Source organism: Sporosarcina sp. P20a (assembly GCF_002743175.1).
Lineage (GTDB): Bacteria > Bacillota > Bacilli > Bacillales_A > Planococcaceae > Sporosarcina.
On the sequence record NZ_PDYT01000001.1, the window covers coordinates 1 to 22874 of the forward strand.

At 41.9% G+C, this 22874-nt stretch carries 22 protein-coding genes; 20 read left to right on the forward strand and 2 right to left on the reverse strand.

The annotated features are described in order from the left end of the window. Nucleotides 1-263: 263 nt before the first annotated feature. Nucleotides 264-1949 carry an Rqc2 family fibronectin-binding protein gene (locus CSV72_RS00005; protein WP_099676605.1) on the reverse strand — a complete coding sequence of 562 codons (1686 nt, stop codon included), beginning with the start codon at nt 1947-1949 and terminating at the stop codon, nt 264-266. 342 nt (nt 1950-2291) lie between these two features. Here CSV72_RS00005 and gmk point away from each other — a divergent pair, with 342 nt between their 5' ends. From gmk to spoVM, 13 genes are all read left to right on the forward strand, one after another. Further along, a complete protein-coding gene (gmk, locus tag CSV72_RS00010) occupies nt 2292-2909 on the forward strand; it encodes a guanylate kinase (protein ID WP_099676606.1) in 618 nt (205 codons plus the stop codon). Nucleotides 2910-2912: 3 nt separating this feature from the next. Continuing rightward, nucleotides 2913-3137, forward strand: a complete 225-nt coding sequence (gene rpoZ / locus CSV72_RS00015) for a DNA-directed RNA polymerase subunit omega (RefSeq protein WP_099671937.1) — start codon at nt 2913-2915, stop codon at nt 3135-3137. A 78-nt stretch (nt 3138-3215) separates the two neighbouring features. Continuing rightward, nucleotides 3216-4436, forward strand: a complete 1221-nt coding sequence (gene coaBC, locus CSV72_RS00020) for a bifunctional phosphopantothenoylcysteine decarboxylase/phosphopantothenate--cysteine ligase CoaBC (protein WP_099676607.1) — start codon at nt 3216-3218, stop codon at nt 4434-4436. Then, complete coding sequence (gene priA, locus CSV72_RS00025) at nt 4426-6834, forward strand: primosomal protein N' (protein WP_099676608.1); 2409 nt, start codon at nt 4426-4428, stop codon at nt 6832-6834. The genes coaBC and priA overlap by 11 nt, the downstream gene beginning before the upstream one ends. Before the next feature lie 29 nt (nt 6835-6863). Further along, on the forward strand, nt 6864-7355 hold the full coding sequence (def, locus tag CSV72_RS00030; RefSeq protein WP_099676609.1) for a peptide deformylase: 492 nt from the start codon (nt 6864-6866) through the stop codon (nt 7353-7355). Next, on the forward strand, nt 7352-8290 hold the full coding sequence (gene fmt, locus CSV72_RS00035) for a methionyl-tRNA formyltransferase (protein WP_099676610.1): 939 nt from the start codon (nt 7352-7354) through the stop codon (nt 8288-8290). The genes def and fmt overlap by 4 nt, the downstream gene beginning before the upstream one ends. Further along, entirely contained in the window at nt 8287-9627 is a 1341-nt protein-coding gene (gene rsmB / locus CSV72_RS00040; protein WP_099676611.1) for a 16S rRNA (cytosine(967)-C(5))-methyltransferase RsmB, read from the forward strand. The genes fmt and rsmB overlap by 4 nt, the downstream gene beginning before the upstream one ends. 28 nt (nt 9628-9655) lie before the next feature. After that, entirely contained in the window at nt 9656-10414 is a 759-nt protein-coding gene (locus CSV72_RS00045) for a Stp1/IreP family PP2C-type Ser/Thr phosphatase (RefSeq protein ID WP_099676612.1), read from the forward strand. Then, a complete protein-coding gene (pknB, locus tag CSV72_RS00050) occupies nt 10411-12417 on the forward strand; it encodes a Stk1 family PASTA domain-containing Ser/Thr kinase (RefSeq protein WP_099676613.1) in 2007 nt (668 codons plus the stop codon). The genes CSV72_RS00045 and pknB overlap by 4 nt, the downstream gene beginning before the upstream one ends. A gap of 12 nt (nt 12418-12429) precedes the next feature. Beyond that, on the forward strand, nt 12430-13311 hold the full coding sequence (rsgA, locus tag CSV72_RS00055) for a ribosome small subunit-dependent GTPase A (RefSeq protein WP_099676614.1): 882 nt from the start codon (nt 12430-12432) through the stop codon (nt 13309-13311). Nucleotides 13312-13313: 2 nt separating this feature from the next. Beyond that, nucleotides 13314-13982: a ribulose-phosphate 3-epimerase gene (gene rpe / locus CSV72_RS00060; RefSeq protein WP_099677103.1), complete on the forward strand. Its 669-nt coding sequence runs from the start codon at nt 13314-13316 to the stop codon at nt 13980-13982. Continuing rightward, nucleotides 13979-14632 (forward strand): thiamine diphosphokinase, encoded by a 654-nt coding sequence (locus CSV72_RS00065; RefSeq protein ID WP_099676615.1) that lies wholly within the window; start codon nt 13979-13981, stop codon nt 14630-14632. Before rpe ends, CSV72_RS00065 begins: the two co-directional genes overlap by 4 nt. Nucleotides 14633-14647: 15 nt before the next feature. Further along, entirely contained in the window at nt 14648-14809 is a 162-nt protein-coding gene (spoVM, locus tag CSV72_RS00070; protein WP_099638033.1) for a stage V sporulation protein SpoVM, read from the forward strand. Between the two features lie 99 nt (nt 14810-14908). Here the strand turns inward: spoVM and rpmB are convergent, their stop codons facing one another. Beyond that, on the reverse strand, nt 14909-15097 hold the full coding sequence (gene rpmB / locus CSV72_RS00075) for a 50S ribosomal protein L28 (RefSeq protein ID WP_029052334.1): 189 nt from the start codon (nt 15095-15097) through the stop codon (nt 14909-14911). 214 nt (nt 15098-15311) lie between these two features. Here rpmB and CSV72_RS00080 point away from each other — a divergent pair, with 214 nt between their 5' ends. From CSV72_RS00080 to fabG, 7 genes are all read left to right on the forward strand, one after another. Beyond that, nucleotides 15312-15674, forward strand: coding sequence for an Asp23/Gls24 family envelope stress response protein (locus CSV72_RS00080; protein ID WP_085428607.1), 363 nt, complete (start codon nt 15312-15314; stop codon nt 15672-15674). 18 nt (nt 15675-15692) lie between these two features. Beyond that, nucleotides 15693-17348, forward strand: coding sequence for a DAK2 domain-containing protein (locus CSV72_RS00085; protein ID WP_099676616.1), 1656 nt, complete (start codon nt 15693-15695; stop codon nt 17346-17348). Between the two features lie 119 nt (nt 17349-17467). Beyond that, nucleotides 17468-19507: an ATP-dependent DNA helicase RecG gene (gene recG / locus CSV72_RS00090; protein ID WP_099676617.1), complete on the forward strand. Its 2040-nt coding sequence runs from the start codon at nt 17468-17470 to the stop codon at nt 19505-19507. A gap of 101 nt (nt 19508-19608) precedes the next feature. Further along, nucleotides 19609-20181 carry a transcription factor FapR gene (fapR, locus tag CSV72_RS00095; protein WP_099676618.1) on the forward strand — a complete coding sequence of 191 codons (573 nt, stop codon included), beginning with the start codon at nt 19609-19611 and terminating at the stop codon, nt 20179-20181. A 6-nt stretch (nt 20182-20187) separates the two neighbouring features. Next, a complete protein-coding gene (gene plsX, locus CSV72_RS00100) occupies nt 20188-21180 on the forward strand; it encodes a phosphate acyltransferase PlsX (protein ID WP_099676619.1) in 993 nt (330 codons plus the stop codon). Beyond that, on the forward strand, nt 21177-22121 hold the full coding sequence (gene fabD / locus CSV72_RS00105) for an ACP S-malonyltransferase (RefSeq protein ID WP_099676620.1): 945 nt from the start codon (nt 21177-21179) through the stop codon (nt 22119-22121). The genes plsX and fabD overlap by 4 nt, the downstream gene beginning before the upstream one ends. Further along, nucleotides 22121-22867 (forward strand): 3-oxoacyl-[acyl-carrier-protein] reductase, encoded by a 747-nt coding sequence (gene fabG / locus CSV72_RS00110; RefSeq protein WP_099633314.1) that lies wholly within the window; start codon nt 22121-22123, stop codon nt 22865-22867. Before fabD ends, fabG begins: the two co-directional genes overlap by 1 nt. The last annotated feature ends 7 nt before the right edge of the window (nt 22868-22874 follow it).

Sequence of the window (22874 nt, forward strand, 5' to 3'; positions counted from 1 at the left end):
CCTTTACTTACAGTATCTACAAAAGTATGTACTTTCAGGTAGACGATTCTCTTTACTAGTCATATAAATTCTTTTTGGGTCAATAGAATAATGCGACAAGCCTTGTCATCATCACCTTTTCAAGAGGGAGTCGCTGCCTTCCACTTACGATCAACTGGTGTCGTTTTCTAATATTGAATACTAAAGTCTTGCTTATAGAAGAAAAATAGCTGACCACTTCATTTACAATGAAAGGGGTCAGCTATTTTAACTATACAATGATTTTATTTTCGGAGTTTACGTACTAAATCTTCGTCAGGTGTAACGAAAGCTGTTTTCTGTTCAAAGTAAATGACGAAACCTGGCTTTGCGCCCGAAGGCTTTTTGACGTGACGAATTTGTGTGTAATCAACTGGTACGGAAGATGAATCCCGGGCTTTGCTGAAGTACGCTGAGAGTCCGGCTGCTTCTTCGATTGTTTGAGCATCTGGATCGATGTCGTGAATGACGACGTGTGAGCCAGGTATGTCTTTTGTGTGAAGCCATACGTGATCTCGAGCTGCTAGCTTGAATGTCAGGTAGTCATTTTGTTTATTGTTTTTTCCTACTGAGATCGGAATACCTGTGGAAGAAACGAATGCTTCCGGTTGTGGTTTCTTCAGTTTTACTTTCTTCTTACTTCTACGAGCACGCATGAATCCAAGTTCTACTAATTCTTGACGAATTTCTTCTATATCGATTGGAGAAGCTTGGTATACTTGCTGTCTGACCATTTCGAAGTATTCGATGTCGTCTTTAGTTTTTTCAAGCTGTTCTGCAATCCGAATAAGTGCTGTTTTTGCTTTTGAGTAACGCGAGAAATAGCGTTGTGCGTTATCAATTGGTGATTTTCTTGGATCAAGTGGAATGGTGACGGTTGTGCCTTGTTCGTAATAGTTTTCTACAGTTACTTCTTTATCGCCTTTATGCAGCATGTAGCTGTTCGCGGTTAATAATTCACCGTATAATTTTAACGTATCCAAGTCTTGTGCTGTTTCTTGTTCTTTTTGCAATTTCTTTGTTTTGTTTTCCAATTTGGCAATCTCATTTGACAACCAACGTTCTAAATCGATGGCCTGGGATTTCACGCGTTCTCGTTCCGCTCTGGCAAAATAGACTTTGTCGAGTAAATCACCTAAAGTTGTGAACGATTGCGTAGTTCCTTGTGCGTGAGTTAATTCAATTGCGGAAAACAAAGTTTTTCTATCGTTTTCTACGACAGTTGGTTTCATTGCACCCAAGCTGAAGCTCTCAAGAAATGATCGCCACACAGTAAATGATTGCTTATCATCCTCTAAACGAGACAATAATTCCGCAGCAGTTAATGGGGAAAAACCTGCGAAATGTTTTACTACATCTTTCGGTTCCTGCAAAGCACCTACCAGTGTATTGAATTCCACTTCGGTTACTTCGAACGGATCTACTTTATCTTGTGGTGGTGCCGGAATATAAGGTTGCCCGGGTAAAACAGTACGGTAACTGTTCACAGAAGGTGGTAAATGTTTCATGCTGTCAATAATCATATCGCGTGTAGCGTCCAGTAAAATCAAATTACTATGTCGGCCCATGATTTCAATAACTAACTTCCGTTCGATTTGGTCACCCAATTCATTTCTAGCCTGGACATGGATATTTACAATCCGGTCATTTTCAAGCTGTTCAATCGACGTAATCATCCCGCCTTCAAGTTGTTTGCGTAATACCATACAAAACAACGGTGGCTCAGGAGGGTTCGTTAACACTTCTTCAGTCAACTGCAATCGTGAAAATGAAGGATGTAACGATACTAATAATTTATGATTTTTATTATTGGCGCGGATTTGAAAAATAATTTCTTGAGAATTCGGCTGATGAATCTTCGAAATCCGACCAGTCTTCAGTTGCTGCAGTTCGCTTACCATTGCTTTCGTAAATAAACCATCAAATGCCATACGGATTCCTCTTTCATTTCGTTTTGTTCCATTTTAGCACTCATCGTATGATTATGGTATAATATGAACAGATTGCACACATGGGCCTTTTCATTTTAATGATAAATTTCTAGTATTTCCTAGACTTTCTTGTTAAAGTTACATGTTAGGAAGCATTATTAGTTGATTGGAGCGTAAGGCGGCGACTCCTAGGGGATTAGCGTGTGTCTTGAGACCCTGGACTGAACGAAGTGAAGGAAGCGGCTCAAGTCCACGCCCCCTGGAAAGCGTCCGCCTGAAGCGCAAATCAACGGTGCGTAACAGGTATGGCGTGCTAATGAATACATAACAAAGAGGGATTACATGTACAAACATCGAGGACTCCTTATCGTCCTTTCTGGTCCATCCGGCGTCGGAAAAGGAACCGTACGAAAAGAACTATTTTCAAGTCCGGATACCAACTACGAATACTCCATATCCATGACGACAAGAAACCCGCGTGAAGGTGAAGTTGACGGCGTTGACTACTTCTTCCGTTCAAAACAAGTATTCGAAGAAATGATCGGAGAAGGAAAACTTCTCGAATACGCAGAATACGTAGGGAACTACTACGGGACACCACTCGACTACGTTAACGCAACACTTGACGCTGGTCGTGACGTATTCCTTGAAATTGAAGTAGTCGGTGCAGCACAAGTGCGTGAAAAAGTACCGAACGGCCTGTTTATTTTCTTGGCACCTCCAAGTTTAAGTGACCTGGAAACTCGTTTGATTGGTAGAGGCACAGAAGCATCTGATATTATTGCAGACCGTGTATTAAAAGCAAGAGAAGAACTCGAAATGATGCACCTGTACGATTATGTAGTAGAGAACGACGAGGTCTCCAAAGCATGTGATCGAATCAATGCGATAGTTACGGCAGAGCATTGCAGAAGAGAACGTGTGGAACAGAGATACTTACAGATGTTGGAGGGAGAATAAACTATGTTATATCCATCAGTTGATTCACTAAAAGGAAAAGTTGATTCTAAATACACTTTAGTTACATTGGCAGCTAAGCGTGCGCGTGAACTACAAGAAAAACAGAATGAATCACTTCATTCATACCGGTCAGTAAAAAGTGTTGGTAGAGCTCTTGAGGAAGTAGCGGCAGGCGTCTTGATCAACGTAGCAGCAGACGAATCTATTATTTATGAAGACGAAGTTTGATTTGAAATAAAAAAACAACTCCCTTGGAATTCAACCGTTCTTAGGGAGTTTGTTATTTTTGGAAAGGAAGAGAGTTCTATGAAGATCGATAATAAAAACATTTTACTCTGCGTCACAGGTGGTATCGCAGTTTATAAAGCTGTTGCACTCGTCAGCAAATTGAGTCAGACAGGCGCGAATGTAAAAGTCGTCATGACCGATTCTGCGAAAGAATTTGTTCAGCCATTATCCTTTCAAGTCATGTCACGCAATGATGTATATTTTGATACATTTGATGAAAAAGATTCCCGCGTCATTGCACATATTGATTTAGCTGACTGGGCCGATTTAGTGGTCGTGGCGCCCGCTACAGCTAACGTGATTGGCAAACTTGCAAACGGAATTGCAGATAATATGGTGACGACTATCTTACTTGCAACACAGGCAGACGTTTGGATTGCGCCTGCAATGAATGTACATATGTATGCCCATCCCGCAGTTATGCGTAATATTGACCAATTGCATATGGATGGCTATCAGTTTATCGAACCTTCAGAAGGTTTTTTAGCTTGCGGTTATGTAGGTAAAGGTCGCTTAGAAGAGCCTGAAAAAATTACTGAATTAATTAGCAATCACTTTAACGAAGTTTCCTATCAGCCGTTACGCGGTAAAAAAGTTGTCATTACAGCTGGTCCAACCCGTGAACGTATAGATCCGGTCCGCTATGTATCCAATTTTTCAAGTGGCAAGATGGGTTACGCAATGGCGGAAGCAGCACAGAAGTTGGGTGCTCACACTGTACTAATTTCAGGACCTGTCGAGCTATCAGTCCCAACAGGTGTTCAGGTGATACATGTAGAAAGTGCCGCTGAAATGTTTGATGCTGTAATCAGTCAGTATGATGATGCATCGATTGTAGTAAAATCGGCAGCTGTTGCAGACTATCGACCGAAAAACATCCATGGTCAGAAAATGAAGAAAAAAGATGGCGATGATGTACTTGAATTGGAACGGACTACTGACATCCTTAAAACACTTGGGAAGCGCAAAGAAAATCAATTACTCATTGGCTTTGCAGCAGAAACAACAGATGTGATTGCTTATGGACAAAAGAAATTAGAATCTAAAAAACTGGATTATATTATCGTCAATGATGTCACCGATCCTGGTGGCGGTTTTGGTAGTGACACAAATGTTGTGACATTGCTTTCTAGAGAAGGAGACGCAATTCCTTTTTCTGCTATGCCGAAAGCTCAACTGGCCGAACAATTATTTGAAACCATTCTACAGCAAGAAAGTAGTAAACTGCATGATCGCTGAAGTCATTGTAGATGTAGCAGCCTATCCAATTGACCGGCCGTTTGATTATGCCGTTCCTCTTGATTGGGAACATGTCATGGCACCGGGATTACGGGTCAAAGTTCCTTTTGGTCCACGAAAAGTTGCGGGCTATGTAACGGGAATCAAAGAGGAAAGCGAACTAGATCGTAATAAAATCAAACCAATAGCAGAAATTATAGATTTAGAGCCGGTTTTATCTACAGAATTATTAGCATTGTCAAAGTGGATGGCAACGGAAACGATTGCCTATGAAATCGATGCACTGCAAGTTATGTTACCTGCAGCTATGCGTGCTAAATATGAAAAGATCATGACTGTCATTAAGCCAGAAGAGCTTGATGACTCATTCCGTGCATTTTTGGGCAATCGCCAGCAAGTCACATTGAAAGCTATTCAAGATGCCAACTTTTTAAATGAAGTAAAGAAATATAATGAACTAGGGATTGTTGAAATTGATACGGCAATCCAACAAAAAACCAAAATGAAAAAAGTGCGAATGATTCATATACCGGATGCGAAGCAACTGGAAACAGCGTTGGATGAAGTACATCCAAATGCAAAAAAACAACAAGAACTACTTCGTTGGCTGTTGCTGCATCCGACGGAATCAATTGAAGCAAGTAAAATCCTTGATGAATCCGGCGTTACAGCTACTGTTTTGAAGTCACTAATAGATAAAGAAATAGTAGAACAATCGCAAGTTGAAGTGTACCGTGAATTAGAATCGCCTAAAATGCAAGATAGCGGTAAACCGGAACAACTAACAGACGAACAACAAGTTGCTCTTTCCGCGATTGAACAGTCGAGTGACAAGAACATTCAAGAAACCTTTTTACTTCACGGTATTACGGGAAGCGGTAAGACGGAAGTTTACTTACAGGCTATCGATCATGTGTTGAAACAAGGAAAAGAAGCGATTGTGCTCGTACCTGAGATTGCCTTGACACCTCAAATGACGGCCAGATTTAAAGGGCGGTTTGGAGAATTGGTTGCAGTTTTGCATAGTGGCCTGTCTGCCGGCGAAAAATATGATGAATGGCGCAGGATTCATCGTGGTGAAGTGAAAGTTGCGATTGGTGCACGTTCAGCAGTATTTGCTCCTTTTACAAACTTGGGATTATTGATCCTCGATGAAGAACATGAGACTACTTATAAACAAGAAGAATCACCGAGATACCATGCACGAGATGTAGCTATTTGGCGTGCTGAGTACTATCAGTGTCCTGTTATTTTAGGAAGTGCGACACCTTCATTAGAGTCTTATGCTCGGGCTTCCAAAGGGGTCTATTCATTATTAACGCTATCAAAACGCGCGAAGAATCAAGCGTTGCCAAGTGTTGAAGTGGTGGATATGCGAGAAGAACTTAAAGCAGGAAATCGTTCGATGTTTTCTGTGGCGCTTGCTGAAGGGATCCGAGACCGGTTAGCGCGAAAAGAACAAATTGTTTTGTTGCTTAATAAACGTGGATTTTCGAGTTTCGTGCTTTGTCGTGATTGCGGGACAGTTGTTGAATGTCCGAACTGCGATATTTCATTGACATACCACCGCGCTAGCGAAAGTTTGAAGTGCCATTATTGCGGTCATGAAGAGCGAGTGCCTACCGAATGTCCGCAATGTACAAGCGAGCATATTCGGTTTTTCGGAACTGGAACGCAAAAAGCGCAAGAAGAATTATATAAATTAGTACCTGAAGCTCGCGTAATTCGGATGGATATTGATACGACGAATACAAAAGGCGCTCATGAACGACTGCTATATGATTTTGGTGAAGGAAAAGCAGACATTTTACTTGGAACTCAAATGATTGCCAAAGGATTGGATTTTCCACGTATCACGTTAGTAGGCGTATTGGCAGCCGATACCTCTCTTCATCTGGCGGACTTCCGCGCTGCCGAGAAAACATTCCAACTATTGACACAAGTGAGCGGTAGAGCGGGACGTGATCAACTACCAGGTGAAGTGGTTATTCAGACATATGATCCTGAGCATTACGCGATTGAATTATCTAAAACACAGAATTACGTACCTTTTTATGAAATGGAGATGGATAGACGAAGACAACTCGGTTATCCACCGTACTATTATGTGACGGTTGTACAGTTCAGTCATGAAGATGTATTAAAAGCAGCTGACTATGCACACAAAGGCACTGAATTTATGGCAGAGCGTTTATCACCTGGTACAGTCATGATCGGACCGACAGCCGCCGCCATCAGTCGTCTCAACAATAGATATCGCTATCAAAGTTTGATAAAATACAAACATGAACCCGCACTTATACCGGTTCTGCAACAATTGTTGAAACACTACAAAACAAGTTGGGCAAAAGACGGCTTGGTCATGTCGATTAACCGTGAACCAACCTCGATCTTTTAACCTTTCTTCGAAGAAATGAGGAAATTATTTTGACTATATTAAAAATTGTACAGCACCCGTCGCCTATTCTCACGAAGCCATGCGAAGAAGTGACAGTATTTGATGATAAATTGGGTGTTTTACTTGATAATATGCATGAAACGATGATCGAACATGACGGTGTGGGCATAGCAGCACCACAAGTCGGGAAATCCATTCGTGTTGCGATTGTAGATTTTGATGAAGAACAAGATATTATCGAAATGATCAATCCTGTCGTTACGGCAACTGGAGGATCGGAAGTAGAAGTAGAAGGATGCTTAAGTTTCCCTGGATTATTCGGAGAAGTAGAACGTCCTTTCTTCGTTAGGATTGAAGCGCAAGAACGTGATGGTAAGCTTTATGAATTAGAAGCAGAAGGCTATGAAGCGCGTGCAATCTTACATGAGATCGACCATTTGAACGGAGTTTTATTCGATAAGAAGATTCAACGTGTCGTGGACCCATCAGAATTCGAAGACGACGAGGAGGATGACGAATGACAAAAATCATTTTCATGGGAACGCCTGAATTTTCTGTAGGTGTTTTGACGATGCTATATAATGATGGATATGAACTTCTTGCTGTCGTAACACAGCCGGATCGTCCAGTGGGCCGAAAGCGCGTATTGACACCTCCTCCTGTCAAGGTAGAAGCGCTACGTTTAGGTCTGCCCGTGATTCAGCCTGAGAAACTAAAAGGCTCTGTAGAGTTGCAGGAAATCCTCGAACTACAGCCGGATCTAATCGTAACAGCTGCATTCGGTCAATTGCTTCCGAATGAACTGCTAGAAGCACCGAAACTGGGTTGTATAAATGTCCATGCTTCTTTATTACCTAACTATCGTGGTGGCGCACCGATTCACCAGGCGGTCATGGATGGTAAGAAAGAGACCGGCGTCACAATCATGTACATGGCTGAGAAACTGGATGCGGGTGATATCATTTCACAAGTTACTACTCCAATTGAAGAAACAGACGATACGGGAACGATGTTTACAAAACTATCTATAGCAGGAACTACACTATTAAAAGAAACGTTACCATCGATTATTGAAGGCACGAATGAGCGTACAGTACAGGATGAGACGCAAGTGACGTTTGCTAGAAACATCTCGAGAGATCAGGAAAGAATTGACTGGACGAGTTCTGCTCTTTCAATTTATAACCAAGTAAGAGGCTTACATCCTTGGCCTGTTGCCTATACAAAGTTTGCTGGCGATCAAGTGAAGACTTGGTGGACACAAGTGGAAGAACAAGTATCTGATGCAATGCCAGGAGAAATCATCGGTCTAGAAAAAGATCGGATTATCGTACAGACAGGTGAAGGCGCATTGGCAATTACTGATTTACAACCAGCAGGAAAAAAACGAATGACAGCTACCGTATTCTTAAATGGAATCGGATCAAAATGGCAAGTGGGAGACAAGTTTGAATGACAAATTATAAAAAGAAAATTTGGCGTGGCAATGTACGTGATGCGGCATTATCCATGTTGATTCAAATAGAAGAAGAGCAAGCATATAGTAATTTATTGCTTCATAAAACAATTGAAATCTATGATCTTCAACCAAAAGACCGTGCATTATTGACGGAACTAACTTACGGTACATTACAACAACAAATGACACTGGATTATTATTTAGAACCATTTGTTAGAGGAAAGCTACAACCATGGGTACGACAGCTACTTCGTCTATCCGTTTATCAAATTATTTACCTATCGAAAATTCCTGAGCATGCCGTTGTCAATGAAGCGGTAAAAATTGCTAATAAGCGTGGACATAAAGGTGTTTCGTCGATGGTCAATGGAATTTTGCGCTCGATACTGCGTGAAGGTGTGCCATCTTTAGATGAAATTGAAGATCCTGTCACTCGTTTGTCTATAGAGACAAGTCACCCTGAATGGTTAATCCGAAGATGGATTGAGCAATACGGCATGGAGGAAGCTACCGCTGCGGCAGTAGTCAACAATCAGCCGCCGATCACAACTGCACGAATCAATAGAACGAAAACCAATATAGGTGAGGTAATCGGCTTGCTGAAAAAAGAAGGGATTACAGCAATTGCTGGCACTCTTTCTGACAGCAGTATCCAAGTAGAATCGGGTAACCTCGCTTCTACAGAAGTCTTTAAACAAGGTTTATTGACAATCCAAGATGAGAGCTCTATGCTTCCGGCCATCGCGTTACAAGTGGAACCAGGTATGCGTGTATTGGATATGTGCGCTGCTCCCGGTGGTAAGACTACACATATTGCAGAACGTATGAAAAATGAAGGAGAAATTCAGGCGCATGATCTGCATCCACATAAATTACGTTTAATTGACCAAAACGCAGAACGTCTCGGGCTGACTTCTATTCATACAAATAGCGGGGATAGCAGAGAGTTATTGAAAACATACGAACCTCAATCGTTCGACCGAGTGCTAGTAGATGCGCCATGTAGTGGGCTAGGTGTTATTCGCAGAAAGCCTGAAATTAAATATAAAAAAACTCTACAAGATATTGAAAATCTGACAATCATTCAAAAAGAATTACTCGAAGTTGCCTGTCAGTTGGTAAAGAAAGATGGTCTTTTAGTATACAGTACATGCACGATTGATAAATCGGAGAACGAAGAGATTGTGGAATGGTTCTTGAAAGAGCATTCAGACTTCGCACTCGTTCCACTCCATATACTTGAAGGAGACAATGAGCATCGCTATTTGCAGATATTACCGCACGACCATCAAAGTGACGGTTTCTTTGTAGCGACGTTACAACGAATCAACTAACCTGACCAATCGGAATGGAGGGTAGCCTATGGAATATGAAATACGGTCAGATACAGGACGAAAAAGAACTGTCAATGAAGATGAAGCCGCCGTATTCGTTCATTCAGAAATGAAGACGATGCTCGCAGTCATTGCAGACGGAATGGGTGGTCATAAGGGCGGAGATTTTGCCAGTGCCACAGCGGTGCGTATGCTGGGTGAGCAATTCATGTCGGCTGATAAAGAAGTAGTAACGGAGCAGGATTGGATTGACTTGCTGTATGATGCAATCGTCGATATTAATCAGTTTTTGTATATAACGGCCCAAGAAGATGACACGTATAAAGGCATGGGAACTACGCTAGACCTTGCACTCATTTTGGATGATCACTGTGTAGTTTTTCATGTGGGAGACAGCCGGATTTATCAAGTGACAGGCAAAGCGATTCGTCAAATAACAAAAGACCATTCTTTTGTGAATGTGCTGATTGATAGCGGGGAAATTACGGAACAGGAAGCCGAAGTGCATCCACAGCGTAATTGGATTATGAAAGCGGTAGGTTCAGAGAAATCCATCGTACCTGACCGCTACTCATTTCCATTACTGCCACACTCGTATGTATTACTTTGTACAGATGGTTTGAGCAATAAAATCGAAAAAGAAAAAATGCTCGATATTATGTTGAATCAAAGTTCATTAGTCGACAAAGCAGATGAGTTTATCGACTTGGCGAACCAACGTGGTGGAGAAGATAATATTACAGTAATACTACTGGCTATTCCTGAAATCGAGGTGACTCCCGTATGATTGGAAAACGAATCGGTAAACGATACGAAATTATTCGGGTGATTGGTGACGGAGGCATGTCCAGAGTTTATTTGGCGCACGATATTATTCTCGACCGCGATGTAGCGATCAAAGTATTGCATTATGATTTTTCCAATGAAGATGAATTAAAAAAACGATTTCAGCGGGAAGCACTTTCCGCTACGAGCTTGACACATCCTCATATTGTCAATATTTATGATGTCGGTCAAGAAGATGAACTCCATTACTTGGTTATGGAATACATAGCCGGCAAAACATTAAAAGATTACATCCATACTCATGGCGCATTGTTAGCAGAACATGCTGTGTCCATTATGAAGCAGCTTGTATCTGCCATATCACACGCTCATCATAACGGTATTGTTCATCGTGACATTAAACCTCAAAATGTGTTGATGAACGGTGAGGACGATGTGAAAATAACAGACTTTGGAATTGCAATGGCTTTGAATTCTACGGTACATACGAAGACGAACTCTGTTATTGGAACTGTCCACTACCTGTCTCCTGAACAAGCTAGGGGCGGTATGGCTACGAAGCGATCAGATGTATATTCACTTGGCATCGTATTTTATGAATTACTGACAGGAGAATTGCCATTTTCAGCGGAGACAGCGGTCGCGATTGCGTTGAAGCACTTACAAGAAGAAACACCATCCGTCCGTGATCAGTATCCTGAAATACCTCAAAGTGTAGAAAATGTCATTCTTAAGGCAACAGCTAAAGATTCAAGCTATCGCTATGCGACTGCAGATGATATGTATGATGACTTATTAACCGTTTTATCACCCGAACGATTGAACGAAAGTAAATTTGCCTTGCCGTTTGATGATGATAAGACAATGGCTATTCCTGCTATTAAAAGTGTTCCGAAATCAGCAATGGCAGAAGATACTATGAAAATAGCTCCCGTAAAACCTGACCCAGTAGCACCAGAAAAAATTAAAAAGAAGAAATGGCCATATGTATTGGTTGGAAGCATTCTGTTACTAGTGTTACTGGCATTCTTATTGGTTATGATGATGAAACCGAAAGAGATTATCGTACCTAAAGTAGTGGGCGAAGAAGAACTTGTCGCTACAGAGATACTTGAAAAAGAGGGCTTTGTCATAGATGAGCGTTTTGAAGAGACATCTGATGAATACACCGTAGGACAAGTGATTAAAACAGTACCTCAAGCCGGAAAGAAGCGTAAAGAGGGAGACGGCGTGAAATTATTTATCAGCTCTGGAAAAGATCCTATGGTGCTTAGTGATTATACGGGGCGTAACTTTGAAGCGACTAAACGCTTTTTAGATGGTTATGGATTTTTACCTATTGAATCAGTCGAAGTCTTTTCTGACGAGCCAAAAGGAACCATTCTTAGCCAACAACCTGAAGCCGATCAGTCTGTCATTCCTGAAGAAACGGAGTTGATCTTTACAGTAAGTAAAGGCAGAGAGTTGCAATCACTAGATGATTTATCAGGTATGTCCGCTAAACAACTAGAAGACTATGCGAAGAAATCTGGCCTGAAGATCCACATCGTCAGTGAAGAACATTCGGATAAAGTGGATAAAGGATATGTTATTTCTCAGAAGCCTTCTAAAGGAGAAAAAATGGAGAAAGGACAACGTGTGGATGTTGTAGTGTCGAAAGGGCCAGCGTCCAAGCCGATTAAATTGTTAGTGAAGACAGTGACGATTCCATATAACTATCCAGAAGAGCTGAAAGATGAAAAAGATGAAAATGATGAAGAAGATGAAATAGATTCTGAAGGAGATCCTAAACCTGAACCGAAGCTCATACCTCAGAAAGTACAGATTTATATACAGGATCGTACGCACACGATGAATGATCCTATTGAGGAATTTGAGATTACTGAAGATACGACACGTAAGCTTACGATCGAACTTCTAGAAGGTGAGCGTGGAGGATATAAAATCATGCGTGATCAAACGGTAATTGAGGAAGATAAGTTCAACTATACAGATTTAGAATAGAGGAGGAGTTCGATGGCTGAAGGCCAAATTCGTAAAGCAATCAGTGGGTTTTATTACGTAGAGCATAATGGGAATTTAATTCAATGTAAAAGTCGTGGGGTTTTTCGATTAAAGAAAATTAATCCCTTGGTAGGAGACTTTGTTACGTATGTGCCTGACGGGGCTAATGATGCGACGATTACAGACGTTCATCAGAGGAAGAGTGAGTTAGTCAGACCGCCCATTGCCAATGTAGATCAAGTGTTACTGGTCTTTTCAGTCGTGGAACCAAATATGAGTCTTCGTTTACTAGACCGATTTTTAACAGTTATTGAATCACATCAGTTAGAACCGATTTTGTATATTTCTAAAGAAGATATTGCGAACCCAAAAACACTAGAAGAAAATGAAGTGAATCTTGCATATTATCGACGTATCGGTTATACCGTACTACGTAATGTAGAGAATAAGCATTCATTACTTGAAACACTTCGCCCGTATTTTAGCGGTAAGACTACCGTACTTGCAGGTCAGTCCGGTGTGGGGAAATCCACGTTATTGAACACGATATTACCTGAACTTCAACTGAAAACCGGTGTCATCTCGGATGCGCTTGGACGAGGTAAACATACTACACGTCATGTAGAGTTATTAGAAGTGGCGGATGGTTTGGTAGCTGATACACCTGGGTTTAGTTCTTTGGATTTCGAACATATCGAAAAAGAAGAACTGCGAGATTATTTTGTGGAGATTTCAGAAGCGGGTGCAGATTGTAAATTTAGAGGATGTCTTCATCTAAAGGAACCGGGTTGTGCAGTTAAAGCACAAGTGGAAGAAGGAAAGATTTCGGAAGGTCGCTATAAGAACTATTTGCTATTCTTGCAAGAAATTACGGATAGAAAGCCGAGGTATTGATTATGATTAAAATTGCCCCATCTATTTTAGCAGCAGACTTTGCAAGACTTGGTGAAGAAGTGAAAGAAGTAGAGAAAGCAGGAGCTGAATTAATTCACATCGATGTAATGGACGGACATTTCGTACCAAATATTACAATGGGTCCAATTGTCGTCGAAGCGTTGCGTCCTTTGACGGAGTTGCCGCTTGATGTCCATTTGATGATTGAGAATCCAGACGCTTATATCGAGGGCTTTGCGACAGCGGGTGCGGATTATATTACTGTACACGTTGAAGCATGCCGGCACTTGCATAGAACATTGCAATTGATTAAATCGACAGGTGCTAAACCAGGAGTTGTATTGAATCCTCATACACCGATTGAGCAAATCATGCATGTCCTTGAAGATATCGATATGGTGCTGTTCATGACAGTCAATCCGGGTTTTGGTGGACAGTCGTTTATTTATTCGGTCTTACCGAAAGTGAAGCAACTCTCTGATATTATTAAACAACGAAATCTATCTATTGAAATCGAAATTGATGGCGGTATTAACGAAGAAACGATCAAACCTTGTGTGGAAGCAGGTGCGACGATTTTTGTTGCAGGCTCTGCAATTTATGGTAAAGAAGACCGTGCCAAAGCACTTCAAGCTATTAAATTAGCTGGTGAAAGTGTGATGGCGAAATGAAATATGCTATCGTGTGTGCAGCAGGCCCTATAGAAGAAGTGGTTGACTTAGCTGAATACGATCAAGAGGATACTGTGTATATCGGTGTAGACCGTGGTGCGTTGTATTTATTGGAAAAAGGTATTCAGCCCAACGAAGCAGTTGGCGATTTTGATTCTGTGACGGAAGAGCAGTTTAAGCAGATCAACTCGAACGTAGAAATTGTCCATCGTGCGAATGAAGATAAAGATGAGACAGACACAGAACTGGCTGTGCAGCGAGCGCTAGCATATGAACCCGATTACATTGTCTTGACTGGTGTGACGGGTGGTCGCTTGGATCACTTACAGTCTGCTCTGCATTTATTGTATCGCATGCAAGCGGAAAATCGTAAAGTGAAATTCAAGATACACAATACTACGAATGATATCCGTGTCATGCTACCTGGTGTGAGACGTGTTAAGAAAGATTCACGCTATCCGTATACTTCTTTTTTCTCGTTTGGCCCCGTAGTAACAGGGTTGACGTTGACAGGATTTAAATACGAAACGGTAAATGAACGATTAGAAATTGGTGTAACTCGTTTTACAAGTAATGAAACAGTGGCGGATGTTTGTACTATCTCTTTCCGTGAGGGCATATGCTTAATGGTAAGGAGTTCAGATTCCTGAAAGGAGTTGGGGGATTTGCGAGTATACACATTCACGCTTCCGAAGTTTGTCAGTAACATCGTGAGAAAGTGCGCAGTAGCTTTTCAAAAGGATAGCCGTACTAAATCAACCGTTGCTGCCAATCCAAAAGCCGCCAAGACAAAAAAACGCAAAAAAGAAAAATCACAAAGCGCCTAAGAAGGTGCTTTGTGTTTTTTTGATTTTAGATAAGCAAAAAAGCACCGGTGATACCTCGAACATTTGTCGAGGTTAACCGGTGCTTTCAGCTTTTAATCATTATACTCGTTGTACTTTGCCTGATTTTAAAGCTCTTGCAGATACCCAAACGCGTTTAGGTTTGCCGTCGATTAGGATTCTAACTTTTTGAAGGTTAGCGCCCCAAGTGCGCTTGCTAGAGTTCAAAGCGTGAGAACGAGTGTTTCCAGAACGAGCTTTACGTCCAGTAATAACACATTGTTTAGCCATTTTAGTTCCTCCTCGTGAATTATTTAGCGATTCACGTTACAATTCGCATACCATAGTACTTTATCATAAGCATCGAGTCGATGCAACATTTTATTTTGATACTCTCAAGGTTTTTTCCTTTACACTATATTTTAAGGGTTTCAATACTTTCATTCCTGATGAATTACCGTATAATGTACGTATGATGTGTCTAGAGATGGGGAGGAGAAGAGGAATGTCAATCGAACTGAAAAATGAGCATGGTACGATAGATATTACAAATGATGTAATTGCGCAAGTGGTTGGAGAGGCTGCGGTCGAATGTTATGGAATTGTGGGTATGGCTTCCCAGCACCAAATTCGCGATGGTCTTACAGAAATTCTTCGCAAAGAAAACTTTTCCCGTGGCGTAATTGTGCGTAACGAAGGCGATGCATTCCATATCGATATTTACGTCATCATGAGCTATGGCACGAAAATTACTGAAGTCGCCTATCAAGTACAATCAAAAGTGCAATATATAGTGAAAACGACATTGGGGCTATCAGTGAGTTCTATAAATATTTTTGTTCAGGGAGTTCGTGTAACGAACGTGTAAAAGGAGGCCTTTTAGTCAATGAGTTCAATCAATGGATTGCAATTTGCGAAGATGGTAGAAATGGGTTCGCATCATCTTCATCAAAATGCGGATTATGTGGATTCTTTAAATGTATTCCCGGTGCCTGATGGCGATACGGGAACGAATATGAATTTATCCATGACATCCGGTGCGAAAGAAACAGAAAGAAATGCTCAGGAACATATCGGTTTGACGGCACAGGCATTTTCAAAAGGGTTGCTTATGGGTGCTCGTGGAAATTCTGGTGTAATTTTATCTCAGTTATTCAGAGGGTTCAGCAAGCAAATTGAGAATGAAGCGGAAGTAAACGTAAAGCAATTTGCGGAAGCACTTAAATATGGTGTGGATACAGCCTACAAAGCAGTTATGAAACCTGTAGAAGGAACCATTTTGACAGTAGCCAAAGATGCAGCTAACGCGGCGGTTGAGCATATAGAAGATTCATCCGATTTAACAGCATTACTAGAAATTATTGTGGAAGAGGCTAAAGCTTCGCTGAAACGGACGCCTGATCTTTTGCCTGTGTTAAAAGAAGTGGGAGTAGTAGACAGTGGTGGACAAGGTCTCGTTTATGTATATGAAGGATTTTTGGCATGCCTAAAAGGTGAAGACTTACCTGAGAAGGTAGTTATGCACTCAATGGATGACTTAGTTATGACGGAGCACCACCGCAGTATACAAGGCTTCATGAACTCAGAAGACATCGAGTTCGGCTACTGTACGGAATTCATGGTCAAATTGGATTCGGCTAAGTTGCTCGATAAACCATTTGATGAGGCAACATTCCGTCAAGATCTTAGTGAACTAGGTGACTCACTGCTTGTCATTTCGGATGATGAAGTAGTAAAAGTACATATTCACACTGAAGAACCTGGAGATGCTTTATCTTACGGGCAGAAGTATGGTTCATTGACGAAGATGAAGATCGATAATATGCGTGAACAACATAGTGATATTATGGATCGAGATGAAGCGTCAATTTCGAAACCAGTCCAGCATAAATACGCGATCGTAACGGTCTCGATGGGCGAAGGAATTGCAGAACTTCTAAAAAGTATCGGAGCATCTGCCGTGATTGAGGGCGGACAAACGATGAATCCTTCTACGGAGGATATCGTTAAAGCAATTCAAGAGGTCGGTGCAGAAAAGGTATTGATCTTGCCGAATAATAAAAACATCATCATGGCTGCTGAACAAGCGGCTGAAGTGTTGGAGATTGAAGCTGCAGTCGTAGCAACGAAATCCGTTCCGGAAGGCTTAGCGGCTATTTTGGCATTCAACCCTGAAGCAACGGTAGAAAAGAATGCCAAAGCAATGTTACAAGCGGCATCTGTTATTAAAACCGGTCAGGTAACTTATGCTGTTCGTGATACATCGATTGATGGTGTAACAATCCATAAAGATGACTTCATGGGAATCGCACAAGGGAAGATCACTAGCTCCAATTCTTCATTGGAAGGCGTGACGAAGAACCTCATTTCTTCTATGATTGATGAAGAAGATGAGATCGTCACAATTATTTATGGTGAAGATGTAACCAGTGATGAAGCAGAAAAGATTAGTGTTTATATCGAAGAACAATTCGAGCATGTGGATATAGAATTGTATGCTGGAAAACAACCGCTCTATCCTTATATCATCTCTGTTGAATAAAATACATTACGTTGTCCTGTAAGTAGGGGCAACGTTTTTATTTTCCTGTCTTTTCATGGTAAACTGAAAAGAAGAACATTCGTTTTCTAACTAGGTTATAGAAAGGAGGTAATTTTCACGTGGAGAACATCTTGGAAAATAGTGTAGGTACAGTAAAAGGAATCGGCAAAGCAACCACTGAACAATTTGAAAAACTGGGAATTTTGACGATCGAAGATTTGTTGTATACTTTCCCATATCGTCACGAGGATTTTCGTATGAAAGATTTGACTGAAACACCGCATGGTGAGCGTGTCACAGTAGAAGGTCGGGTAGAGTCCGAACCGACAGTGTTTTATTCCGGAAAAAACCGTTCAAGAATGCAAGTCCGTTTATTGGTCGGCCATCATTTGGTGAAGGCAGTATTTTTCAATCAGCATTACTTAAAAGATCGTCTGATCACGGGAATGCAAATAAACGTTACCGGTGCATGGGATCGAGGGCGTCAAACGATTACGGTGAATCGTCTACATACAGGTGAGCAAACTGACTTTGAGCCGGTTTATAGTTTGAAGGGGATTATGCATCAAAAAACGTTTCGGCGCTATATGCGTACTGTAATAGACTTAACAGCTCAAGATATAGAAGAGACACTACCGGTGGAGATGATGGAAGTATACAAGCTACCTTCTATAGCGCAAGCCTTAGAAATGGTCCATTTCCCGACTAAAGCTGAAGACGTGAAGCATGCTCGTAGACGTTTTGTTTATGAAGAATTATTACTGTTTCAGTTGAAAATTCAAGGGATGAAAAAACTGCGTAAAGAACAAGAAAAAGGACTGATTATTCAATACGACTTGGATTTGCTGAAGAAGTTCATCAGTACATTGCCGTTTGAATTAACGAATGCGCAAAAACGTGTGGTCAATGAATTATGTGCAGAGCTGAAATCACCACTTCGTATGAATCGTTTACTGCAAGGAGATGTGGGGTCAGGTAAGACAGCTGTCGCAGCCATCGCTCTATATGCAGCGGTTACAGCGGGATTCCAAGGAGCATTGATGGCACCAACAGAAATACTGGCTGAACAACACGCCGAATTATTAGCCAACTGGTTCGAACCATTCGGTGTAACTGTCGCTTTTCTTGCTGGATCTACAAAAGCGAAAGCAAGAAGAGAGCTACTGGAACGCTTAGAAGCGGGGGAGATTGACTTGCTAATCGGAACGCACGCGCTCATCCAACCTGAAGTGCAGTTTCATAAACTGGGCTTTGTCGTGACGGATGAACAACACCGTTTTGGAGTGCAACAACGTCGTGTCTTGCGTGATAAAGGCTTAAACCCTGATGTGCTATTCATGACTGCGACTCCTATTCCGAGAACATTAGCGATAACGGTATTTGGTGAAATGGATGTTTCGATCTTAGACGAATTACCGGCAGGGCGGAAAGAAATTGAAACACATTGGTTAAAGGAAGACTCTTTAATACCTGTGTTACAGAAGATGGAAAAAGAGTTGAGTGGGGGAAGGCAGGCGTATGTCATTTGTCCATTAATCGAAGAATCCGATAAATTGGATGTTCAGAACGCAGTAGAGGTGCACGCCGAATTGAGTAATTATTTCGGTGGTCGCTATACGGTAGGCTTGATGCATGGTCGATTGCCTTCAGCTGAAAAAGATCAGGTCATGCGGGAATTCAGCGAAGGAAAGTTAAACATCCTTGTTTCCACGACAGTTGTAGAAGTAGGCGTCAATGTGCCGAACGCAACTTTTATGCTGATTTATGATGCAACAAGATTTGGCCTAGCTCAGTTACACCAATTAAGGGGACGCGTTGGACGGGGGTCAGATCAGTCATATTGTGTATTGCTCGCTAATCCTTCAACAGAAGAAGGAAAGATGCGGATGCAATCGATGACAGAAACAAATGACGGATTTGTTTTAGCGGAAAAAGATTTGGAATTGCGAGGGTCAGGAGATATTTTCGGCAGGAAGCAAAGTGGAATGCCGGAATTTAAAATGGCAGACTTGGTCCATGATTTTAAAGCACTCTCTATAGCCCGTGAGGATGCGGAACGCTTATTGAATTCGGATACGTTTTGGAAAAATGACGAGTATGCTACGTTACGTGGACGTCTTGAACAGTCAGGCGCACTCACTGATAAGCGGATAGATTGATAGCAGTGAAACATAGTATATTAGATAACCACTTGCAATCTGATATGCCTCTTTATATACTTAGTATTAATACCAAGTGCTAATCTGAAGGGGTGTAGTAATTGAGAGTTCCGAAACAGGAGAGGCAACAATTACTCGTAACGCTGCTTGAAGGAGATCCATTTCTGACAGATGAAGACATTGCTAGGCATTTTTCCGTGAGCATTCAAACCGTTCGATTGGATCGGCTAGAGTGTCATATTCCAGAATTGCGAGAGCGGTTAAAAACCGTAGCGTCACAACAAATGTTAGGTACAGTGAAGTCTATGCAAGCTGAAGAAATATTTGGAGAAATTATTGATGTGGAATTGGATGATAAAGCAATTTCAATCTTTGATGTAAAAGAAGTGCATGTCTTCAAACGAAATGGTATTGCCAGAGGTCATCATTTGTTTGCTCAGGCGAATTCATTGGCTGTTGCAGTCTTAGATGATGATTTGGCATTGACGGTTCGTTCTACACTGCACTTTCAAAAGCCGGTTAGAGCCGGGGATCGTGTAGTGTCTCGTGCTACTGTGCGCAAGGAAACCTTGAAAAATAAAAGTACGGTCGTCGATGTCCTATCAACAGTAGAAAATGAGCCTGTTTTTTCGGGAGAGTTTCAGATGTACCGTACAACAAAAAAAGGCGGGTAAGTACATATGATTATTGCAGTAGACGCAATGGGTGGAGATAACGCACCCGGAGAGATTGTTAAAGGAGTATTACAAAGTCTTCATGCATTTGATGACATAACGATACATATATTTGGTGATGAGCAAAAAATGGCCCCATACCTCGAACCGCATCCACGCCTTCAAGTAGTGCACTGTTCTGAAGTCATTGAACCAGATGATGAACCAGTGCGTGCAATTCGAAAGAAAAAAGATGCTTCCATGGTCCGTATGGCGCAAGCTGTAAAAGATGGAGAAGCACAGGCATGTGTGTCGGCTGGTAATACAGGTGCGCTCATGTCGGCAGGACTCTTTATCGTGGGTCGCTTGGATGGCATTCAAAGACCGGCACTGGCACCGACATTACCGACGATTGACGGTAGTGGTTTCGTGTTGTTGGATGCTGGTGCGAATTCAGATAGTAAACCTACGCAGTTGGCACAGTTTGCCGTCATGGGTAGTATTTATGCTGAGAAAGTGCGCGGTATCGACAAGCCACGTGTAGGATTATTAAATATCGGAACAGAAGCCGGAAAAGGTAATGAGCTGACAAAACATGCCTATGAAGAGTTGCAAGCTGCACCCATTAATTTCATTGGTAACGTGGAGTCGCGTGATTTGTTGAATGGCGTGGCAGATGTCGTCGTCACGGACGGCTTTACGGGGAATATGGTGTTGAAAACTATTGAAGGTACTGCAATGAATGTGTTTTCCATGATCAAAGATGTGTTCATGTCTTCGTTGAAAACCAAGCTTGCTGCTGGATTAGTAAAAGATGATCTAAAAGGTTTGAAGAAGAAGATGGATTACTCGGAGTATGGCGGAGCGGGTTTATTTGGTTTGAACCATCCTGTCATTAAAGCGCATGGCTCATCGAATGCCAATGCACTTTTTAATGCAGTTCGCCAAGCCAGAACCATGGTACAATACCAAGTATGCGAAACGATTAAAAAAACAATCGGAGAGGAAGAGGAATCTTGAGTAAACTGGCATTTGTTTTCCCGGGACAAGGCTCACAAGCAGTAGGGATGGGGAAAGTATTCACAGAGAAGAATGAAGCGTGTAAGGCATTCATGCAAAAAGCTGATGATGCTCTTGGTTTTGAACTGAGCTCATTGATGCTCGAAGGCCCTCAAGATGAATTGACGTTAACTTATAATGCTCAACCGGCTCTACTCACGGTGGGAGCGATGATCGCAGCGCGTTTGGAAGAAGAAGGCATTACTCCAGACTATACAGCGGGACATAGTCTAGGTGAGTATACAGCTCTTGTTGAGTCCAAAGTTCTTTCATTTGAAGACGCAGTAGTGGCCGTTCATAAAAGAGGCTTGTATATGAATGAAGCTGTACCAGCGGGTAAAGGTGCTATGGCGGCCATACTTGGCATGGATCGTGATGTATTGGAGTCGATCACAGCGAATATCACCGAGTCAGGACATCCTGTACAACCAGCCAACTTAAACTGCCCTGGGCAAATTGTTATTTCGGGTGCAAAAGAAGGTGTGGATAAAGCATGTACAGCTTTGAAGGAAGCAGGTGCGAAACGTGCATTGCCCTTGAATGTAAGTGGACCCTTCCACTCCGTTCTCATGCAACCTGCAGCCGGAGAGTTGCAAAAGACGCTTGAAGGCATCGATATGAAGGATGCAGAAATCCCGATCATTGCAAACGTTACAGCGGATGAAGTAACGAAGCAGGATGAAATAAAAAAATTATTGGTTGAACAATTGTACTCACCCGTACGCTGGGAAGAGTCTATTGAAAAACTACTTGAATTGGGTGTAACTCGTTTCGTAGAGTGTGGACCAGGAAAAGTATTGAGCGGACTGATCCGTAAAATTGACCGTACAGCTAAAGTGTACCCAGTATATGATGAAGAAACGCTTGAAAAGTTGCTTGAAGAAGCGAAAGGATGGTCATGATGGGGAGATTCGATGGAAAAACAGCGGTAGTCACAGGGGCATCCAGAGGGATTGGGCGCACTGTCGCTTTACGTTTAGCTTCAGAAGGTGCTAAGGTAGTCGTCAATTATAGCGGAAGCCAAGATCGTGCAGAAACTGTAGCGGCTGAAATTCGTTCTGCAGGCGGGGAAGCACTTGTATTTCAAGCAAATGTCTCCGATGCTGATCAAGTAAAGGCTATGATGGATGAGACAATTAAACAATTCGGTAGTATTGATATCCTCGTCAATAATGCGGGTATCACGCGAGATAATTTATTGATGCGCATGAAAGAAGACGAGTGGGATGATGTATTATCGATTAACTTAAAAGGGGTATTCCTCTGTACAAAAGCTGTTACGCGCCAAATGATGCGTCAGCGTGCAGGAAGAATCGTTAATATGGCTTCTGTCGTAGGTGTTGTAGGAAATGCAGGGCAAGCAAATTATGTGGCGGCAAAAGCAGGCGTCATTGGTTTGACGAAAACAACTGCAAAAGAATTGGCAGCACGTAATATTTTAGTAAATGCTGTTGCTCCAGGATTCATTACGACGGATATGACAGATGAATTGGGCGATGATATGAAAGAGCAATTATTGTCAACTATCCCTTTAGGCAAGCTAGGAAGTGCGGAAGATGTAGCGGGCACCGTTGCATTCTTACTATCCGATGAAGCTAAATATATAACCGGTCAGACCATCAATGTAGACGGCGGCATGGTGATGTAAACGAACT

Bases quoted from the DNA above. Each gene is read 5' to 3' on its own strand.
- CSV72_RS00005 (WP_099676605.1), bottom strand. From the start codon at position 1,949: ATGGCATTTGATGGTTTATTTACGAAAGCAATGGTAAGCGAACTGCAG.
- gmk (WP_099676606.1), top strand. From the start codon at position 2,292: ATGTACAAACATCGAGGACTCCTTATCGTCCTTTCTGGTCCATCCGGC.
- rpoZ (WP_099671937.1), top strand. From the start codon at position 2,913: ATGTTATATCCATCAGTTGATTCACTAAAAGGAAAAGTTGATTCTAAA.
- coaBC (WP_099676607.1), top strand. From the start codon at position 3,216: ATGAAGATCGATAATAAAAACATTTTACTCTGCGTCACAGGTGGTATC.
- priA (WP_099676608.1), top strand. From the start codon at position 4,426: ATGATCGCTGAAGTCATTGTAGATGTAGCAGCCTATCCAATTGACCGG.
- fmt (WP_099676610.1), top strand. From the start codon at position 7,352: ATGACAAAAATCATTTTCATGGGAACGCCTGAATTTTCTGTAGGTGTT.
- rsmB (WP_099676611.1), top strand. From the start codon at position 8,287: ATGACAAATTATAAAAAGAAAATTTGGCGTGGCAATGTACGTGATGCG.
- CSV72_RS00045 (WP_099676612.1), top strand. From the start codon at position 9,656: ATGGAATATGAAATACGGTCAGATACAGGACGAAAAAGAACTGTCAAT.
- pknB (WP_099676613.1), top strand. From the start codon at position 10,411: ATGATTGGAAAACGAATCGGTAAACGATACGAAATTATTCGGGTGATT.
- rsgA (WP_099676614.1), top strand. From the start codon at position 12,430: ATGGCTGAAGGCCAAATTCGTAAAGCAATCAGTGGGTTTTATTACGTA.
- rpe (WP_099677103.1), top strand. From the start codon at position 13,314: ATGATTAAAATTGCCCCATCTATTTTAGCAGCAGACTTTGCAAGACTT.
- CSV72_RS00065 (WP_099676615.1), top strand. From the start codon at position 13,979: ATGAAATATGCTATCGTGTGTGCAGCAGGCCCTATAGAAGAAGTGGTT.
- rpmB (WP_029052334.1), bottom strand. From the start codon at position 15,097: ATGGCTAAACAATGTGTTATTACTGGACGTAAAGCTCGTTCTGGAAAC.
- CSV72_RS00080 (WP_085428607.1), top strand. From the start codon at position 15,312: ATGTCAATCGAACTGAAAAATGAGCATGGTACGATAGATATTACAAAT.
- CSV72_RS00085 (WP_099676616.1), top strand. From the start codon at position 15,693: ATGAGTTCAATCAATGGATTGCAATTTGCGAAGATGGTAGAAATGGGT.
- plsX (WP_099676619.1), top strand. From the start codon at position 20,188: ATGATTATTGCAGTAGACGCAATGGGTGGAGATAACGCACCCGGAGAG.
- fabG (WP_099633314.1), top strand. From the start codon at position 22,121: ATGGGGAGATTCGATGGAAAAACAGCGGTAGTCACAGGGGCATCCAGA.